Raw genomic sequence first — 18,305 nt, forward strand, 5'->3', positions numbered from 1 at the left:
AGGACGTAACTAAAAGCCCAGTATAGCTAACTACATTTTTAAAAATTGTACAAAATTGCTCGATAGCATTTTTATTGGTGTTTAACGTATTTACTTACCGAATCTATCTGATTTATGGCAACATATCTTTATTCTTATGTAAGTTATTGAAGAATATTGTCAGGGGGCGATATGCAAAAAACACAAGTATGGGATGGATTTATCCGCTTTTTCCATTGGAGTATGGTCGCACTGATCGCACTACTTTATTACTCGGCTGAAAATAGCCTTATGGAATTACATTTTGTAGCGGGTTTTAGTTTGCTTTCGTTATTAGCAACACGTCTTATTTGGGGCTTTATTGGTAGTGATACGGCAAAATTATCTGCATTAATTCACTCACCTAAAAACACGTTAGCAGCCATCAAAGGTGCACCCCAAGAAACCCCTGGCCATAATGCGGCCGGCAGTTATATGGTAATCGCGTTTCTCATTCTATTAGTAACACAAGCAGTCACAGGGCTGATGACCACCGACGACATTATGTATGACGGCCCTTTAGTCGCAATGGTTAGCGGTGATTTATCGTCTCTTGCTGGCAGCTTGCATCATCAAATATTCGACTGGATATTAATTGCTATTGCGCTACATATTACAGCGATTGTGGTGTATAAACTGAAAGGTAAAGCGCTCGTTCCGCCGATGATCACAGGCAAAACAACAGAAAGTTACAAACAAAATGCCAAAATGAAGAGTGGATGGGTAGGTTTTGCGATTTTTTGTGTGTTATTAACCGCTCTACTGACGACTTGGGGTGCTGAGTCAGTTAAAACATTACTAAGCTAACTGTTAACATTAACAGGTATAGAGTTGCATTAAAAAGGTCAGCACTTGCTGACCTTTTATATATTTGAGCATTAAAATACGCAGCAATTAGTCTTTAAATGACTTATGACAATCTTTACAACCTTTTGCCCATGCACCAAATGCAGGCTTGATTACAGCAGGATCACCCGATTGTGCTGCAACTGCTAGCTTATCTGCATAATCAGCAAATGCATTAGCTTTTTGCATAAAGGTTTCATTATCAGACCATACTGCTGGTAATGCTGATGTATCACCTTTGTCAGTGCCCGCATAAAACGCTTCCCAAGGCATTTTCGATAATGCAGCAGCATTATTTGCACGCATTTGGAATGTTTCAGCGTTGAATTCAACTTTACCCTTCAACATATCGCCCATATTTGCAATTTGTGCACGGATCAGTTGAAACGCATGTTGACGGTATTCGATAGCATCCTCTGCTTCTTTGAATGCAGGGTTTGCGTTTGCAAGCGCTGGTGCAGCTATCGCAGCAGCAAGAACTAATGTTCTTAATTTCATAGTTTGCCCCTAATATTATAAACTTATCAATTATTACAGCATCATACTTTATGCTGCAACTGGAAGCGACCAATCCGCGAATTTACGCGTTATAAGTTTAGATTTACTGTTTTCGTTTTACCAAAGCACTTTTTCAATTGTGTTTGGTGCTTCGCCTATCAAGGTCGATACCACACGATTTTGCTTATCTAACAAGATGATGCGTGGCACTCCCGCATTTGCAAATTGACTGTAAATTTGACGATTTGGATCGGCCACCATGGTGAAGTTAGTGGCAAATTTTTCAGAAAAGTTCACTAAGCTTTGATCATCTTCTTCACGCCCTACCGCAATAATTTGTAAATCTGGATCAGCAATTAAAGGTGATGCCATTAATTGTTTTACAAATCGCTGCGAATCACTGCACCAAGTGGCAAACAGTAACACTAACTTACGTTTGTCTTCAGCTAATGCCACAACTTCACCTTGTGTATTAGTAAACTGAGTAATTGGAAATGCCTGTCCTTGCGAAATATAAGTTTCATAAGTTGGTTTTTGGTATGTCGCTTGGTTATTTTGCGTTTGTGCACAACCAAAAAGTGTTGCCACTAGGGCAAGAGGTAAGAGCTTTTTCATTTATATTCCATATAATTTTTGCGCTGGACTCAGTGTTAAAAATTTAGCATCATGCGTCAAGTTATCGCCTAACAATTATTGAAATATCTTCTTGAGTTACCTTTCTTTATTTTTCACCGCGTTTATTGCCGCTACCTTGCTGCCCACAGCATCCGAAGGCATGCTTGCATACCTTACTCAGCAACAACACAACATTGCTCTATTGTGGTTTAGTGCCACCTTAGGTAATACACTTGGTAGCTGTGTTAATTGGTGGCTAGGAAAGGAATTAAACCGCTTTAAAGATAGAAAATGGTTTGCCGTATCTGAGCAACAATTAGAAAAAGCGCAAAAGAGTTTTAATCGTTACGGCAGAGCAAGTTTATTACTCGCTTGGTTACCAATTATTGGTGATCCTTTAACATTTGTAGCGGGCATTATGCGGGTGCCTTTTAGCATTTTTGTTTTGTTAGTGGCGATTGGAAAAGCGCTGCGTTACGCCATAGTCATCGCTATGGCGCTACAGTTTTTTTAGTGTTGTTTTTGCCAAGCAAGCGTGAGAGAAACAGAGTCTGCAAATCGTAATGCATGGGGTTTATCAACGGAAACTTTTGCAAAGGTCACACTCGGGTGACGATGACACTCTTCAAGTACATCTGCCACCAGCTTTTCAAGTAATAAAAAGTGACCGTTTTCAACTAATTCAATCACCGCTTTGGTAATCACTTTATAGTTGACCGCTTGGTCAACTTGATCGGTAACACAAGCCATATCTGCTGGGTAATGCACTTCAATATTGATGATCACATCTTGCTTTTTCTCACGCTCTTCAGGATTAAACCCGATATATGTGCGCAGGCGTAAATTAGTAATGTTTATAATCGCATTTAGCATAGTTACCCCTTAACTAACTGCAAAAATTCATTGCGGGTTTTTGGATCTTCACGGAAATTACCTAACATCACAGACGTACGCATTTTAGAATTTTGTTTTTCCACCCCGCGCATCATCATACACATGTGTTTCGCTTCAACAATCACGCCAACACCTTTTGCACCTGTAACTTCTTGCACAGCTTCAGCAATTTGATGGGTAAGTTGCTCTTGAATTTGAAAACGGCGTGCAAACATATCAACGATACGCGCAAACTTTGATAAACCCAACACTTTACCGTTAGGAATATAAGCAATATGGCAGCGCCCTACAAACGGCAGTAGATGGTGTTCACACATTGAATACAGTTCAATATCCTGCACTAGTACCATGTCATCTGCATCTGAACTAAAAACCGCATTATTGGTGATTTCTTCCAGTGTTTGTCGATACCCTTTAGTCAAATATTCCATGGCTTTCGCCGCTCTTTTCGGCGTATCAAGTAAACCCTCACGATTAGGGTTTTCACCAACCGCTTCAATAATATTCAAATAATTTTCAGCTAGTTTCTTTTCCATAATTCTGTCCTAATTGAGGTGGCGACCACCATCGAGTTGTAGTGTGCGTCCCGTCATATAATTGCTGTTAAGTATCATCTCGATACCATTAATTACTTCAGCAGTACCTGGCTCTAACGCCATAATTGACTTTTTCAGGGTTTTTGCACGATAAGCATCATCATCATGATCGTTAAATATAATCAATGACGGCGCGATTGAATTTACTTTTACTTTAGGTGCAAGCTTTGCAGCAAAAGAACGGGTGAGATTATCAAGCGCAGCTTTACTTGCCGCATAAGCAATGTGTTTAGGGCTGCCCTTTTCGACCACGTAATCCGTGATATGAATAATATCGCTATGCTCTTCGCTGGTATTTTGTAACAGCGGAGTTAGCGCCAAATTAAGCAAATATGGCACCTTTGCGTGAATATTCATCATGCTATCAAATAAGCCATTAAAGTCAGGGTTTTTGCTTTCACAATCCCAACTTGATGCATTGTGAATAATGGCACAAAGCTCTGAGGTATATGATTTAACTTGCTCTACCAGCACATCTACCGCATCAGGTTGTTCAAAGTCGCACAATAAACATATCGCACCTAGTTGCTCAAGTTCAGCCACTGAAGCATGTTTGGTACGGTAGGTAACTATCAACTGGTAACCTTTACCAAGAAAATGTTTTGCTACATCTAAACCAATGCGCTGAGCCGCACCTGTAATTAATATTGTTGCCATATAATTTTGATAATGTATTTTGGGGTTTATTCGGTTATATCTTTAACTATAAACCTAACATCTTGATTTATTAAGTAGTTAAGTAAATTAAACGGGTTAACCTAAGTTTTATACTGGGATTAAAGTGTTTTAGTTCGCAAAACTTTACGTTTCAGGCACTTTTCAGCAAATATTGTTTGCTGATATGTATTTGCAGCAAAGATAGTAATACTAGGCTTGCTTATAAAAGTTTGTATTATCTTAAGTGCAAATTTATTCAATTGTCATTCTTTCACACTTTTTGCTATTTTTGTCACCTCGTCAGAATGACAACGCTGTTCATGAATTATAAAAAGCAAAACTATCGTCAATACATTCCTCTTTTGTGCATCGCATGTGTGTATATTTGCTGGCTTTCACTTCAAGGGGTTCACTCTGCATTTGCTAACTTTATGTCGCAAATCAGTATTGCAATCACTATGGTGTTTGGCTCATTTGTCGCAGGTGGTACAGCCCTTGGCGGGGGTGCTGTTGCTTTTCCGGTGATGACTAAAGTGCTTAGTATTGAGCCCGCTACCGCGAAAGTGTTTTCACTCGCAATTCAAAGTTTTGGCATGACAGCAGCTAGCATAACCATCATTTTTGGCGGCATAAAGTACTACCGCTCGGTAGTGCTGCTAGCACTGATGGGGGCACTGCCTGGGGTTGCAATCAGCCTATTATTTATTGCCGATTTAGTACCACGGCTTGTTACAAAATCACTGTTTAGTGTTTTCTTGCTGATTTTTGCGGTTACCTTGCTGCGTGCTCATTGGCGCGGCAAAGAACGTTTAACCATTGATCTTACCTGCAAGCGACAAAACTTTTTCGTAGTTTTAGTGGCCTTTTTAGGTGGCATTGTGAGTGGATTAATAGGCTCAGGTGCGGATATAGCAATATTTGCATTACTCATGCTCTATTTTAAAGCGGATCTGAAAATTGCGACGGCGAGTTCAGTTCTAATCATGGCTACCACGTCGGTGTTTGCGAGCTTAATTAATTATTTTTATTTAGAGACTATTACACCTGAAATATCAGAGTTTGTACTCGCGGCGATTCCTGTGGTTGTAGTTGGCGCACCGCTTGGGGCGTATTGCTGCGCGAAAGTACCTAAGTCAGTTTTGTTGAGTTTTTTACTTACGCTGATCGGGCTTGAAATTGGTTTTACGCTGTTTGAAGTCGCCAACGTCTAAGCCACAACAGCTATAAAAAAATGCCGTATTCAACGGCATTTTTTAGTCTTCATAGCTATTTAATTGATCATCAAACAGTACATCATTATCTGCCACATCAAGTCCCATATAACCCCGCAACGCTTCAAAGCAATCAATGTTAGCTTGTGCCCACATGATGTCATCTGCAGTCACCTTTAAGCGACCTTCACTTTGCGCTTTTTGCATTGCAAGCATTTCAATTAATGTGGTCATCATCTTTCCTAAGCAACAATAATACAGTTTCTACCTGCTTCTTTCGCTTTGTAGAGTGCTTGATCAGCTCGTTCAATAAACATCTCACAGGATTCTCCATCAAATTCAGCTAAACCAAAACTGGCTGAAATACTGCGTAGTGCTTTACCTGTTTTGCCATCTTTAAGCGCCAATTTTTCAATATCAATGCGAATTTTTTCAAGATAATTAACCGCATCTCGTTTGTCTTTAAACTGACTCAAAATACAAAACTCTTCACCGCCATAACGATAGGCTGCATTAAGTTGATCTGCATGTTTTCTTAATCTGTCAGCGACAACCTTCAATACCATGTCACCTTTTTGATGACCAAAATCGTCATTAAATTTTTTAAAGTGGTCAATATCTACAAATGTCAGATAGAGCTTTAAAATACTGTGATGGCTATTACACAGTAACTCTAAATCTTCATCGAACGATTTACGGTTATTAAGTCCTGTTAAGGCATCCTTTGACGCTGCTTTTTTCGATTCTTTAAGCTCGCTTCGCAAGCTGGATATTTCTTTATAAGCCGCACGTAATTGTTGCTGAAAACGTTCGGCCGTTTGTTGCATGCTTTTTGATTCTTCAGACAGTTTGTTCACGACTTCCAGAATGTCTTTTTCTGATGATTCATCGATAGTAAAGCCATCAAGTTCTTGATTACACGAACTTAGCACCTCACTAAAATCAATTGCTGAATTAAGCGTTTGCCCAACATTTTTTTCAACCGATGCAACCACAGCACTAATATCTTCTGCAACTGAATCAAATAGCTCGAGATCTTTATCTGATAGAAACTCTTCAAATAAATCGCGAGATAATGCTGGGGGACAAGTGCCGTATGTTTTAAGAGCTGAATCTAACTTTTGGTTTAAATTAGGGTGATTTCCCGACACATAGCTATACCAAAGGGCGTAGTTAGCAGGCGTCACCGCTATATTGTATTTAACCATTAAAGGTACGGCTTTTCGCAAACACTCCGCTGAGTGAGACATGGTATTTTTCAAACTAAACTCCACTTTGCATTCCTTATGCGATCCTTAGCCTTTGCGCGCTGATAAGCCGCAATTTAGATGTTCTAAAAAAAGTGTAGTCGAGGAAAATTGATTTGCTAGCAACAGAGATGATTATTAAACATTTTCATTAGGTTAAAAAAAAGCCCTAGCAATTAGGGCTTTATTAAGGATTTTATTAGCTTAGCGAACTCACTTTAGCCTTGCTTTTTCCTCGCAGCTTATTCAAAAGTGCCGCAAATACATTACCAATATCTTGTAAAATTAGGTACATACAAGGGACAAGCACCAAGGTTACCAAGGTGGCAAAAAGCACCGAGAAACCAAGCGCAACAGCCATCGGAATAACAAAGCGCGCCTGCAGGCTAGTTTCAAACATAATCGGTAATACACCAACAAAAGTGGTAATTGATGTTAGTGTTATGGCACGAAAACGTGCGCAACCAGCTTTAGTCACCGCATCTTTGATTGAGGCGCCTTGGGCACGCATTTGATTAACAAAGTCGGTCATAACCAAAGAGTCATTAATCACCACCCCCGCTGCGGCTATTAAACCAAAGGTCGACATTAATGAAATATCTAAACCAAATGAGAAGTGTCCCCAGATTGCACCAACCATACTAAACGGAATCACCGACATAATAATCAATGGTTGGAAATAACTCTTCAACGGCACCGCAAGTAGTATATAAACAATAAACATGCCGGCAATAAAAAACAGCTTTTGCTCATTTGCTTGTGCTTGCTGCTCTTCAATTGAACCACCCAGTTCTGATTTCACCGTTGGAAAAAGCTCTTTTAGTTTTGGCAGCAGCTCTTCTTTTACCGATTTAACCACAGCATCAGGCTCTACTACTTCTTCATCAATCGCGCCCCAAATATATACGCTGCGATACCCACCTTCACGGCGAATATAACTGATACCCGGTTTTTCAACGAGATCAACTACATCTCCCAGCATCACTTCTTTACCATTTGGCGTGGTAATTACTGTGTATTTAAGTGATGAATAGGCTTCACGGGTTAATTTAGGGTAACGCACCATTACACGTACTTCTTCGCCATTACGAATAACACGCTGTGCTTCACCACCATAAAAACTCGCGCCCACCTGATTTGCGATATTGGCAAGATTAAGTCCTAAATCGTACGCCACTGGTTTTAGGCTAATTTGCACTTCTTTGCTGGCAGGATCGATAGTAGAGCTAATATCAAATAAGCCTTTTTGCTGTTGTAGCATCGCAATAAACTGACGCCCTGCGGCATTTAAGGTTTCGATATCAGGGCCAAATAGCAAGTAACCAAACTCACCATCATTACCGCCACCATTCACATCATCTTGAATGTTAATTGATTTAAGCCCCGGAATTTCTGGTAGCGCTTCACGCCAGCGCCGCGAAAGCTCAAACGTGTTGTAAGGTCTTAACTCTTCATCTACCAAAGGAACTACTAGCTGCCCTTCAGTACGTCCTTGGTTGAACACTAACATATCGCGGATCATCGTTTGCCCGCTTTCAGCTTGTGTTTGCTTATCGATTTGCATGATCACAGACTCTATCGACTGTAATGCTGAAATAGTCTGCGTATCAGACACATTGTCATTCATTTCAATACGAATTGTCGGGAAGTCATGGGGTACTTTTGGCGTTGGTACTACACGAACATAATTACCGGCTAGCAAGCCAACACTGATCATCAATAGTGCGAAGAACACGGCAAATACTGCGTAGCGCCATTCAACACATTTTAGAACAAAGCGCTGATAAGGTCCGTTCACAAAGCCAAAGAAACGGTCATTAAATTTCGCTCTAAAACCATTTGGTTTTACATCACTAAAATGAGTATGTGCTAAGTGCGCAGGTAAAATTAGTTTTGACTCAATTAAGCTGAAAACTAAACATAAAATAGACACAGCCGCGATACTGACAAAAAACGCGCTCTCAGGGCCACTGGATAAGGTAAATGGCGCAAAGACCGCAATTGTTGTTAACACCCCAAAGGTGGCAGGTGTAGCGACTCGCTGCGCCCCACGCACCACACTGTTAACCCCGGGGCCAGAACGCTCTATTTCGCTGGCAGCACTTTCACCGATAACAATGGCATCATCTACTACGATGCCTAGTACCATAATAAACGCAAATAACGACACAATATTGATACTAACGCCAACCATCGGCATCATCATCATCGCACCTAAGAAACACACTGGTAGACCCACCATAACCCACAGTGCTAACTTAAAGCGCAAGAATAAGCTCAGCATTAAGGCGACGAGTACAGCCCCTTGGAACAGGTTTTTCAACATCATATCCAAACGTGCGTTTAAGTAGTACGTCATATCAACGATGGTTTCGAGTTTTACACCAGGCGGCAGTGTTTTATTGCGCTCAGCAATAAATTTTTTCACTGATTCCGCTACTGGAATCATGTTTTGATCTTTGGTTGCCTTTACAGACAATGAAATTGCATTGGCGCCCGACATTTTGAAATAGCGCTCGCCTTCAACAAATTGATCTTTTATCTCCGCTATATCGCCTAGCAAAACCTTAGCGCCATTACTGCCAACTTTGACTGGTATTTGGCGGAACTCATCGCCTTTGTAAAATTGGTTTTCTACACGAACGGAAATAACACCTGAATCCGTTTTCAACTGACCAGCAGAAATATTGGCAGAATAACGGCGAATTGCATCACTTACTTGATTTAAAGTGAGGTTATATTTACGCAGTTGATCTGGCTGGATCTCGACCGCTATTTCATCATCCGGTGTGCTCAGATTAACTAACGACACATTTTTTAATTGTAGTAATTCAGTTTCTATTTGACGGGCAATTGGTTTTAATTGCGTAAGCGGTAAATCGCCTACCAACGCCATATTAATAACGTCTTGTTGAAACTCAATTTGCGATACAGTGACCGGCTCCATGCCTGCTGGGAAAGTTGCTATCCCGTCTACGCGCAGCTTTACTTTATCAAGCACTTCAGCCAAGTTTTTATCTGGGTCAATTTCAAGGGTGAGGCTACCGCCATTACGAAAGGCACGAGAAATCCCCTTTTCCACTTCGGTGATATCTTTAATCGCTTCTTCAATTTTGATTAAAATGCCTTCTTCAATTTCCTGCGGCGAGGCCCCTGGATAATTTGCATTGACGGTAATGTAGTTAATTTCAATGCTTGGAAACATTTGGCGCTGAATCGTTAAATAACTCACGAAGCCCATTAAAATAATGAAAAACATCATTAAGTTGGCAGCAACGGAGTTATTGGCAAAGTAAGCAATTAGGCCTGATTGTTGTTTATCTGTCATGGCGAGTCCTTACTTTAGCCCATCACTTGCATTGCTAGCGGCTAATTTTACTTCCATGCCTACTTGCGGATATTCAGGTAGCGTCAGAACCAATTGCTCATCGTTTGCTAACCCTTTATCAATTAAGAAATAGGCTCCTTCACTGCGCAGTACATTTACTTCTTTTGCCTGTAATTTTTGTTCATTATCAACTACCCACACCGTGCGATTGTTAACGAGTTCTTGTGGCAATTTGAACACTTCAGATAGTTGTTTTCCAGCAAACGATACTTCAACGTACTTGCCAAATTTTAGGTCACTACCGCTGCTTTTAAGGTTGTAAGGATCATCGACTTGCACCACGATATGGCTCATGCGAGTTGCACTATCAATCACCCCTAAATCACGAGCAATTTTGCCTTGGCGAACAAAACTGTTAATGCCTTTGTAAGAAATATTAACCGGCGTTTCAGCCAAAGGAGTTGGTAAAAATAAGCTATCAAAGCCCGCTATCGGTAAGATAATTTCAGCTGTTTCAATGTTATTAAGTTGCGCCACTTGCGTGCCTTTATTTACAAACTGGCCTACACCTATTTCGCGCGAAATGATAAGTGCATCATATGGTGCTTTCACATCGCAATCTTCTAGGTCGCGCTGTGCACGCATTAACGCCGCCTGTGCAGATTTAACTTGGGCTTGGGCGCTTAATACTTGCGGCTTTCTTAAAAATAAATCGGTACGCGGTTTGTTTGGAAAACGCTTTGCTTCATCTTCGGCAACTTGTGCTTTTGCTTGCTCTTCAATTAGTACCGCTTGTGCGCTAGTCAACGCAGCTTCGGCTTGCAGTAACGCAGCTAAGTAGTTGTCTTTTTCAATCGAAAACAACACTTCACCACGCTTAACTAAGCCACCTGCCACAAAATTTTTGTGCCAGCTAGTTACTTCACCAGACACTTGTGCAGCCAAACGGGTGGTTTCGAGTGGTTTTACTTCACCAAAACTGGTAAGTATCACTTGATGCTCAACCGCTTTTAGCGCTTTAACACTGACTGTTGGGCGGGTATCAACAGGTTTCTTGTCACCATCATCTGCTGCACTTGCCTTTATCAGGCTAAATCCAACCATTCCAAAAATAATAATACCTATGGGTATGAAAATTTTGACAAGTAACGCTTTCATTTATGACTTCCTGTTGATTTTATGCACGCTAAATATAACGCAAAATTATTCATAATTTTAGCGCTATATTCTTGATGTTACGTTTATATTTCGCAAAAAGATTTTTAAATGTGTTAATTATCGCGTTTTTCTTCACTATTTATTATTGCTGTGGGATAACACTAAAAAATCAGCAGGAGTTTAAAAAAATGTATAAACGCTCACTTATCGCACTAGCGACACTTTGCAGCTTTTCAGCCAGCGCAGCCCAACTAGTGCTTAATGCCGATGCCGCACTTGATGTCACTACGGGTAAATTAATCAAACCAGCAACCGTAGTAATTGAAGATAATAAAATCATCAGTGTTGGTAAAACTAATCGCAAAGCCTATGCCAGTGATGCCAAAGTCATGGATTTAAAGGGCTACACTTTATTGCCAGGCCTTTTTGATATGCATGTGCATCTTACAAGTGATGCGCATGTACATGGTTATAAACGCCTTCAGCGTACAACGCAACGCTCGGCTATTACCGGCGTAAGAAACGCAAAACGCACCTTACAAGCTGGCTTTACGTCAGTACGCAACTTAGGTGCACCCGGTTATGCTGACATTGCTCTTAAAGATGCGATTCGTGATGGTGATGTACCAGGCCCGCGAATTTTTGCTGCAGGCCCAAGCTTAGGTGTTACAGGCGGTCATTGTGATAATAATTTACTTACCCATGAACATGCTGTCACCAGCCAAGGTGTGGCTGACGGCCCTTGGGCGGTTCGTGCAAAAGTGCGCGAAAATATAAAATACGGCGCGGATGTAATTAAGTTCTGTGCAACTGGCGGGGTGCTTTCAAAAGGCACTAAAGTGGGTGCTCAGCAGTATTCACAAGAAGAAATGAACGCCATTGTTGAAGAAGCACATTTACGTGGTTTAACGGTAGCAGCGCATGCCCATGGCACTGAGGGTATTAAATCAGCGATTAAAGCAGGTGTAAATTCAGTTGAGCATGTGAGCTTTGTTGACGATGAAGCGATTGCGCTAGCCCTTGAAAAAGGCACTTATTTTTCAATGGATATTTACAACACCGAGTACATTCTTAGCGAAGGCAAAAAAGCCGGCATTTTAGAAGAAAGCCTAGATAAAGAGCGTACAGTTGGCTCTCGTCAACGCGCTAGCTTTACCAAAGCCGTTAAAGCAGGTGTAAATATGGTATTTGCATCAGATGCAGGAGTTTACCCTCACGGCGATAACGGTCATCAATTTAGTCGCATGGTAAAGTTTGGTATGACCGAACTGCAAGCATTACAAGCTGCTACCATCAATGCGGCAACCATGCTTAAAAAACAAGATTCATTAGGCTCGCTCGATGTGGGTAAATTTGCAGATGTGATTGCTGTTAAAGGCAATCCTCTCGAAAACATTAGCACGTTAGAGCAAGTCGACTTAGTGATTAAAGATGGCAAGGTCGAAATCAATTTAATTAAATAACGGTTAGGGTCTGTTGATCTTTGCTGTTCTATTTTTGTTCTCTTTGAGCGTGATTTTATCGCGGCGCTCGATGTGTGGCCTAGCAATCTAAGCGAATATCGAGCAAAGCTTCCGCGTCCTGCTAACGCCCCTTACCTGCATCCATGCAGGTAACAATGATAAAAGTGCGCTCAAAAGAACCGTTCGGCAGCGCTTGATTGGATTTTCTACTGTGTTATCGGCTGGCTCACATAGAATAACTATGCCACGCAGCCTCTGCCTTGTATAAAACCCAATCAAACTGCTGCAAAAACGAACTTGAAAGGTCAACAGACCCTAATTAAAAAAGGGGCAGATGCCCCTTTTTTACGATTCAAAAAACTCACGATTGCGGCGGTATTCACCCATGCCGATGCCTTTATGTTTGATAAACAGCTTACGAAAAGCTGCATCATCTTGATAACCCAAACTCAGTGCTATTTGCTGCGCCGTTTTATTTGTTGTTTTTAATAAACCACAGGCGCGCTCTATGCGGGCTATTTGCACATATTGCATTGGCGCAACGCCCAATAACTTTTTAAATCTACGCGTTAATGTACGCTCACTAATGTTCAACTTATACGCCATGGTTGAAACATCAATGCTGGTTTCTAAATGATCACTTATCCATTGTTCCAGTTGTCGCATCTCGCTATCGTTATGTTCAGGTAAATCATTCAAAGCAAAAAACGCACTTTGTTTTACTTGCTCAGTATCGATCAGTAAATAACGCGCCACAGTATCAGCTATATCTTTGCCTAAGTAATGGCGCACTAAATACCAAGTTAATAGCAAAAAGCTCGATGTTGCGCCACACGTAAGAAACTTGCCGTCTAGTCTTAGCATTTCACTGGTATCGAGTTTACAGCCTTTAATATGACGTTGAAAAAAGCTATCTAGCCACCAGCTCGCTGTAATTTTTTTCTCTTTTAGCAAGCCGGTATGCGCTAACATAGGTACCGCAGTACAACCTGACATCACAAGTTCAGCGCTCTCAGCAAGCTTTTTAATATGCGGATGAAACGGCGTTAAGCTTTTACACAATTGCCATAACTCTTGGTCACTGCGGTACTGACTACCAGGCCAAATAACAACATCAAATTCGCTGGTTTCTTCAAGCCATACATCGGCTTTAAACACTAAACCTTGGCTCGACTCGACATATTTTTTATCGACCCCAATTAGCTGCCAACTAAACGCATCTGCATTTGCGCCAGTACGCTTTTTATAAATGCTATTTGCGACATTGAGCACATCAATCACGCCCGTTACTGCTGTTGCCATCACGCCTTGATTAATCAATATACCTATTTTGTGCATTGTCTTTATTTAACCTTTTTTAGTCAGTTAAGACACTTTATAGCAAGCTTTTACCTATTAAACTAGGCTGCAAACGTTAAATAGGAGAGTTTTTATGCACACCATTTGGATTTACGGACCGATCTTAGCCATTGTGCTTCACACCTTCACAATACTGATTTATGCCGCTACTAAGCGCATAAAAGCAGTTCGAAATAATCAGCTAGATTACAAAGTAGTTCAAAATTTGGATTACAGTGCAATGCCTGTTGATATTTTGTTGGCAGGACGCAGTTATGACAATCAGTTTCAACAGCCAATTTTGTTTATTGTGTTGTTGGCATTTTTGGCACTCAATACCATTCAAGGTACAGCATGGATTATTGCTGCATGGCTTTATGTAGCACTGCGTCTTTGGCACTCGGTCGAGCACCTTAGCGCCCGCAATATAAAAAGGCGCACCATTGTTTTTGGCTTAAGCGCTTTATTACTGCTTTTTATGTGGCTTACTTTTTTAATAAGTCGTTTATTCTAACTGTTATCAAAAGCACTTAATGTCTATTAAGTGCTTTCGGGGTTTTCCTATGGTGTTATTTAAACAACCGCCTTTCAAGTACAAAGCCCATAATGCCTATGGAAAATAACAAAACTCCAAAAATTTGAAACCAGCCATTGATCGATCTTGCTTGAACGAAATCAACCGTGTCAGTGTATTTATAAACTCTGCGTCCACCATCAACTTGTTGCCTGTATTGCTCACCTAAGTAATTAGAAGTGAGTTGATATTCTTTATGATACCGCCTTGCAATTTCTAGCTTTAACTTTTGATACTCTTGTTTTATTTGCTCACTCGCGTTGTCGTTATATCTGTGAGGGAAATAATCTATAGACCACCTTGTAAACATTGAGTCTGGTTCGTTGTCATAAATCACACCCAAAGACTCATATTGATATACATGCTCATTAAAGAGTAATTTACTTTTTCCGGTATAGAAAAGCGTAACAGCAATTACCATGCAAATACTGGCTGCTAATAATAGATTACGGCGTTTTATAAATTGATTTTGTGACTGCTGCGCCAAATATTGCTCAACATCGGGTATTTGCTTTAGCCGTAACATGTCTTTTTGCACTAATTCGTCAGACATTAAATCAGCAAGCGACACCTGAAACGCCGCGAGAATTTTGCGTAAGATATCATTGGATGGCAGCGATTTATCATTTTCTAATTTTGATAAATACGATTGTTCAATACCTGCTTCAGTGGCTAATTCAGGCTGACTAAGCCCCTTCTCTTGCCTTAACTGTTTTAACTTTTCACCTAATGTCATTGTATATTCCTTAATGCGTTAAACACGTTAATAATGCTTGTTGCTGGCCTGCGAACGTGCTTATTCTTGGCTAGTCCTTGAATAATAAACAGCTGAATATTTTAGAATATTGAAGAATTTCATATTTTTATTTGGATTTATACCACTTATAAACAAGTTTTCTATACTAAATAAAAAAGCAAAAGACGAAGGCTAAAAATGGATCGAATTAACGCTATTTTAATAGGCACATTGTGTTTACTGCTAAGTGCCTGCTCTAAACCCGCCAACCCAACCATTAAGCTGGCAATAAATCCTTGGCCTGGGTACGAGTTTTTATATCTTGCAAAAGAAAAAGGGTTATATGAAAAAGAAGGATTAAATGTAGAAATTATTGAAGCGCCTTCCCTAGCAGAAGTTAAACGTTATTTCCGACAAGGCAAAGCCAATGCTATGACCAGCACTATGATTGAAGCCGTCACCCTTGCTGCAAAACACCAAAAGCAAATTTCAATTGTACTTGTTGCAGACTACTCTAATGGGGGTGATATGATTTTAGCAAAGCCAAATATCGCCGACTTTAGCCAAATTGCAAATAAACGCGTCGGTGTTGAGCTTGGCTCTTTAGGCACCTTCTTTTTACATCAAGCGTTAGCAAAATATAATTTGACATTAAACGACATTGATATGCTAAACATTGAGCAGCTTGATGCTTCTGAAGCGTTTGATAAAGATCTTATTGACGCTTACGTCACCTATCCACCCTATGCAAATTTGTTACAAAATAACCATGATGTAAAAATGGTTTTTAACTCTCGTAGTATTCCTAAAACAATTTTAGATGTGGTTACAGTATCGAGTGAATTATTAGAGCAAGACCCAACTTGGATAAACCGCTTTCATCGAGTGTGGCAAGCAGCATTAGATTACGCCGAAAAGCACCCTCTTGAAGCGAACAGCATTATGGCAAAACGTGAAGGCATTAATGCGGATGAATTTGCGGCAGCACTCACAGACTTAAAAATATTAGCGGCTGCCGAGCAAAAAACGCTATTATCTGAACAGGGATTAAAACACAATATGCAGCAAGTGTGTGCTGTGCTTAATGACACAAACAGCATTGAATTTGATTGCGCACAGCTTCCGCAGTATTTAAAAATAGGTACACTAAGTGACTAAGGGATTAACGCTTGGTAAACGCATAACCTTGTTTCTCAGCATAGTTTATATTGCTGTTTTAGCAGGGCTAGTATTGTTTAATAAACAAAATGCAACACAACTTACCAAAGCAATGCTCAAACATGAAGCCGAGCTGATTGTAGAAAGCATTGTTGTTGCAACAGCCAATCGCATTAGTCCAGCTAATTTTAAACGTATTACCAGTGCCATAGGTGCAAATAATGCCGTTGATCACGTATTAATTGCGCGTGCAAACTCAGGCATTATTTTGGCTAGTAACCAAGGTGAACTGGTCGGTGAATCGTTTACCTCTTCTCATTTTAAATTCAGTCATCTGCTTAATAACCTCAACTTCAATCAATCAGCCGATTATTACTATTTTGATAAACAGCTTATCTACCTAACTAATTTTGAAGCCGTATCAGAGGATCGACGCGCCGTTGAAGACATGGTGGCTATATTAGTAATTAATACAAAGCAGCTAGGCAATTATATTTCCCTTTCTAATCAATACATATTTTTTGCTGCACTGCTTGGTTTTTCGATCACTATGGCGCTTAGTATTTACGCCATCCGTTCGCAAGCAATTGTGCCGATTTATCAACTGCTCAATGCAATTCGTGCGGGTATTGAGTCTCGTAAACCTAAAAAAGTTGATTTAAAACGCAGCGACGAAATTGGCGAACTAGTAAATGCCTATAACGCCTTAATAGAAAATTTGTTAAAGAAACAAGCCGCGTTAAAACAGCAAACCAACAAGAGCCAAGAGGCAATGCAAGCCAAGTCGGACTTTCTTGCTGTAATGAGTCATGAAATTCGTACACCTCTCAACGGCGTTTTAGGTACAGCTACTTTGCTTGGTAAAACAAAAATGACAGAGCAACAACAACAACAACACCTCGATGTAATCACAAGCTCCGGACAACAGTTATTAGCAACGATTAACGATATTTTAGATATTTCAAAAATTGAAGCAGGCAAATTATTACTTCACCCTGTACCTTGTGAAATTAACCAAATGCTGAAAAATGTAGTGGATATGTTTAATGCCTCAGCAATGGAAAAAGACGTTAGTATTATTGCCAACTATACCAAACAAACCACTTACCTAGCGCTGGATGATGTGCGTGTTAAACAAGTACTCATTAACTTAATCAGTAATGCAATAAAGTTTACTGATAAAGGTACTGTGTCGGTGTCTGTTGATTTGAAAAATAACGTTCCTGGCAAACATATTCTTACTATTACAATTGTCGATACGGGTATTGGTTTAAGTGAATCACAAATTGACTCTTTATTTACCAAATTTGTCCAAGCAGATGCCAGTACCACACGTAAGTATGGTGGCACAGGTTTAGGACTCGCAATTTGCAATGCCCTTGTTAAACAAATGGACGGCTCCATAAATGTAGCTAGTAAATTAGGCCAAGGTTCTCGTTTTGTCGTGACCTTACCCTGCAACGAAGCTGAAAAACCTATTATTAACACTGAAGCTGATTGTGAGCTCACTAAAGTCGAAAATGCCAATATTTTATTAGTTGATGATGTGCCTCTAAATCAACATATTGCAAAAGCAATGTTAGCCGGTCACACCATAACCACTGCCAACAATGGTGTTGAAGCTGTTGCTAAAGCAAAAGAAAGCACATTTGATATTATTTTGATGGATTGTTTAATGCCCGAACTTGACGGTTTTGATGCCACTAAACAAATCCGCCAAATGGGTATTACTACGCCTATCGTTGCACTTACCGCAAGCAATCAAAGCGAAACCAAAGATAAATGCTTAGCCGCAGGAATGGATGACTTTCTATCTAAGCCTCTGGTGGAAAAAGAGTTACATAACAAAGTTAACCTGTGGGCAAAACGCCACGACTAAAACCAGTTATCACCCCAAATCGCCTTTAAACACTTTTAAGCTCATCATTTTTAATTTTTGCTTAGTCTAGTCTTAACGAATTAAGGAGA

18 protein-coding genes are annotated in these 18,305 nt (G+C 40.2%); 7 read left to right on the top strand and 11 right to left on the bottom strand.

All coding sequences use genetic code 11. The features are described from left to right. Positions 1 to 171: 171 nt before the first annotated feature. The gene (locus tag AAEU29_RS14730; RefSeq protein ID WP_421974031.1) at positions 172 to 825 is read left to right on the top strand and encodes a cytochrome b/b6 domain-containing protein; all 654 of its coding nucleotides are present in this window, start codon (positions 172 to 174) and stop codon (positions 823 to 825) included. A gap of 87 nt (positions 826 to 912) precedes the next feature. Here the strand turns inward: AAEU29_RS14730 and AAEU29_RS14735 are convergent, their stop codons facing one another. Further along, positions 913 to 1,362: a c-type cytochrome gene (locus AAEU29_RS14735; RefSeq protein ID WP_421974032.1), complete on the bottom strand. Its 450-nt coding sequence runs from the start codon at positions 1,360 to 1,362 to the stop codon at positions 913 to 915. Positions 1,363 to 1,479: 117 nt separating this feature from the next. Beyond that, a complete protein-coding gene (locus AAEU29_RS14740) occupies positions 1,480 to 1,977 on the bottom strand; it encodes a TlpA family protein disulfide reductase (RefSeq protein ID WP_372766654.1) in 498 nt (165 codons plus the stop codon). Between the two features lie 91 nt (positions 1,978 to 2,068). On the opposite strand from AAEU29_RS14740, the gene AAEU29_RS14745 reads away from it, so the two are divergent. Continuing rightward, positions 2,069 to 2,491: a YqaA family protein gene (locus AAEU29_RS14745; RefSeq protein WP_274762756.1), complete on the top strand. Its 423-nt coding sequence runs from the start codon at positions 2,069 to 2,071 to the stop codon at positions 2,489 to 2,491. Here the strand turns inward: AAEU29_RS14745 and folX are convergent. Genes folX through folM form a run of 3 tightly spaced genes read right to left on the bottom strand, consistent with a single transcriptional unit; the run spans position 2,488 to position 4,124 of the window. After that, positions 2,488 to 2,850 carry a dihydroneopterin triphosphate 2'-epimerase gene (gene folX / locus AAEU29_RS14750; RefSeq protein WP_274762757.1) on the bottom strand — a complete coding sequence of 121 codons (363 nt, stop codon included), beginning with the start codon at positions 2,848 to 2,850 and terminating at the stop codon, positions 2,488 to 2,490. The genes AAEU29_RS14745 and folX overlap by 4 nt on opposite strands. Positions 2,851 to 2,852: 2 nt before the next feature. Continuing rightward, positions 2,853 to 3,407, bottom strand: coding sequence for a GTP cyclohydrolase I FolE (gene folE / locus AAEU29_RS14755; protein ID WP_372766650.1), 555 nt, complete (start codon positions 3,405 to 3,407; stop codon positions 2,853 to 2,855). A gap of 9 nt (positions 3,408 to 3,416) precedes the next feature. Beyond that, positions 3,417 to 4,124, bottom strand: a complete 708-nt coding sequence (gene folM / locus AAEU29_RS14760; RefSeq protein WP_421974033.1) for a dihydromonapterin reductase — start codon at positions 4,122 to 4,124, stop codon at positions 3,417 to 3,419. A gap of 320 nt (positions 4,125 to 4,444) precedes the next feature. On the opposite strand from folM, the gene AAEU29_RS14765 reads away from it, so the two are divergent. Continuing rightward, positions 4,445 to 5,335 carry a sulfite exporter TauE/SafE family protein gene (locus AAEU29_RS14765; protein ID WP_421974034.1) on the top strand — a complete coding sequence of 297 codons (891 nt, stop codon included), beginning with the start codon at positions 4,445 to 4,447 and terminating at the stop codon, positions 5,333 to 5,335. 42 nt (positions 5,336 to 5,377) lie between these two features. Here AAEU29_RS14765 and AAEU29_RS14770 read toward each other — a convergent pair whose 3' ends face one another. From AAEU29_RS14770 to AAEU29_RS14785, 4 genes are all read right to left on the bottom strand, one after another. Continuing rightward, positions 5,378 to 5,569: a hypothetical protein gene (locus tag AAEU29_RS14770; RefSeq protein WP_421974035.1), complete on the bottom strand. Its 192-nt coding sequence runs from the start codon at positions 5,567 to 5,569 to the stop codon at positions 5,378 to 5,380. Between the two features lie 8 nt (positions 5,570 to 5,577). Then, a complete protein-coding gene (locus tag AAEU29_RS14775) occupies positions 5,578 to 6,609 on the bottom strand; it encodes a GGDEF domain-containing protein (protein WP_421974036.1) in 1,032 nt (343 codons plus the stop codon). A 172-nt stretch (positions 6,610 to 6,781) separates the two neighbouring features. Further along, on the bottom strand, positions 6,782 to 9,910 hold the full coding sequence (locus tag AAEU29_RS14780) for an efflux RND transporter permease subunit (protein ID WP_421974037.1): 3,129 nt from the start codon (positions 9,908 to 9,910) through the stop codon (positions 6,782 to 6,784). 9 nt (positions 9,911 to 9,919) lie between these two features. Then, positions 9,920 to 11,068 carry an efflux RND transporter periplasmic adaptor subunit gene (locus AAEU29_RS14785; protein ID WP_421974038.1) on the bottom strand — a complete coding sequence of 383 codons (1,149 nt, stop codon included), beginning with the start codon at positions 11,066 to 11,068 and terminating at the stop codon, positions 9,920 to 9,922. A gap of 188 nt (positions 11,069 to 11,256) precedes the next feature. On the opposite strand from AAEU29_RS14785, the gene AAEU29_RS14790 reads away from it, so the two are divergent. Then, positions 11,257 to 12,531, top strand: a complete 1,275-nt coding sequence (locus tag AAEU29_RS14790) for a Xaa-Pro dipeptidase (protein WP_421974039.1) — start codon at positions 11,257 to 11,259, stop codon at positions 12,529 to 12,531. Between the two features lie 345 nt (positions 12,532 to 12,876). Here the strand turns inward: AAEU29_RS14790 and AAEU29_RS14795 are convergent, their stop codons facing one another. Further along, a complete protein-coding gene (locus AAEU29_RS14795; protein ID WP_421974040.1) occupies positions 12,877 to 13,869 on the bottom strand; it encodes a GlxA family transcriptional regulator in 993 nt (330 codons plus the stop codon). A gap of 94 nt (positions 13,870 to 13,963) precedes the next feature. Here AAEU29_RS14795 and AAEU29_RS14800 point away from each other — a divergent pair, with 94 nt between their 5' ends. Next, complete coding sequence (locus AAEU29_RS14800) at positions 13,964 to 14,383, top strand: MAPEG family protein (protein ID WP_421974041.1); 420 nt, start codon at positions 13,964 to 13,966, stop codon at positions 14,381 to 14,383. Between the two features lie 55 nt (positions 14,384 to 14,438). On the opposite strand, the gene AAEU29_RS14805 is transcribed toward AAEU29_RS14800, so the two are convergent. Beyond that, on the bottom strand, positions 14,439 to 15,179 hold the full coding sequence (locus AAEU29_RS14805) for a helix-turn-helix domain-containing protein (protein WP_421974042.1): 741 nt from the start codon (positions 15,177 to 15,179) through the stop codon (positions 14,439 to 14,441). A 198-nt stretch (positions 15,180 to 15,377) separates the two neighbouring features. Here AAEU29_RS14805 and AAEU29_RS14810 point away from each other — a divergent pair, with 198 nt between their 5' ends. Both AAEU29_RS14810 and AAEU29_RS14815 read left to right on the top strand, forming a co-directional pair. After that, entirely contained in the window at positions 15,378 to 16,337 is a 960-nt protein-coding gene (locus tag AAEU29_RS14810; RefSeq protein ID WP_421974043.1) for an ABC transporter substrate-binding protein, read from the top strand. Next, a complete protein-coding gene (locus tag AAEU29_RS14815; protein ID WP_421974044.1) occupies positions 16,330 to 18,216 on the top strand; it encodes an ATP-binding protein in 1,887 nt (628 codons plus the stop codon). Before AAEU29_RS14810 ends, AAEU29_RS14815 begins: the two co-directional genes overlap by 8 nt. Positions 18,217 to 18,305: the final 89 nt, after the last annotated feature.

This window comes from Pseudoalteromonas aquimarina, from assembly GCF_049257255.1.
Lineage (GTDB): Bacteria > Pseudomonadota > Gammaproteobacteria > Enterobacterales > Alteromonadaceae > Pseudoalteromonas.

Bases quoted from the DNA above. Each gene is read 5' to 3' on its own strand.
- folM (WP_421974033.1), bottom strand. From the start codon at position 4,124: ATGGCAACAATATTAATTACAGGTGCGGCTCAGCGCATTGGTTTAGAT.
- AAEU29_RS14740 (WP_372766654.1), bottom strand. From the start codon at position 1,977: ATGAAAAAGCTCTTACCTCTTGCCCTAGTGGCAACACTTTTTGGTTGT.
- AAEU29_RS14780 (WP_421974037.1), bottom strand. From the start codon at position 9,910: ATGACAGATAAACAACAATCAGGCCTAATTGCTTACTTTGCCAATAAC.
- AAEU29_RS14800 (WP_421974041.1), top strand. From the start codon at position 13,964: ATGCACACCATTTGGATTTACGGACCGATCTTAGCCATTGTGCTTCAC.
- AAEU29_RS14795 (WP_421974040.1), bottom strand. From the start codon at position 13,869: ATGCACAAAATAGGTATATTGATTAATCAAGGCGTGATGGCAACAGCA.
- AAEU29_RS14730 (WP_421974031.1), top strand. From the start codon at position 172: ATGCAAAAAACACAAGTATGGGATGGATTTATCCGCTTTTTCCATTGG.
- AAEU29_RS14785 (WP_421974038.1), bottom strand. From the start codon at position 11,068: ATGAAAGCGTTACTTGTCAAAATTTTCATACCCATAGGTATTATTATT.
- AAEU29_RS14805 (WP_421974042.1), bottom strand. From the start codon at position 15,179: ATGACATTAGGTGAAAAGTTAAAACAGTTAAGGCAAGAGAAGGGGCTT.
- AAEU29_RS14810 (WP_421974043.1), top strand. From the start codon at position 15,378: ATGGATCGAATTAACGCTATTTTAATAGGCACATTGTGTTTACTGCTA.
- folE (WP_372766650.1), bottom strand. From the start codon at position 3,407: ATGGAAAAGAAACTAGCTGAAAATTATTTGAATATTATTGAAGCGGTT.
- AAEU29_RS14735 (WP_421974032.1), bottom strand. From the start codon at position 1,362: ATGAAATTAAGAACATTAGTTCTTGCTGCTGCGATAGCTGCACCAGCG.
- AAEU29_RS14770 (WP_421974035.1), bottom strand. From the start codon at position 5,569: ATGACCACATTAATTGAAATGCTTGCAATGCAAAAAGCGCAAAGTGAA.
- folX (WP_274762757.1), bottom strand. From the start codon at position 2,850: ATGCTAAATGCGATTATAAACATTACTAATTTACGCCTGCGCACATAT.
- AAEU29_RS14765 (WP_421974034.1), top strand. From the start codon at position 4,445: ATGAATTATAAAAAGCAAAACTATCGTCAATACATTCCTCTTTTGTGC.
- AAEU29_RS14790 (WP_421974039.1), top strand. From the start codon at position 11,257: ATGTATAAACGCTCACTTATCGCACTAGCGACACTTTGCAGCTTTTCA.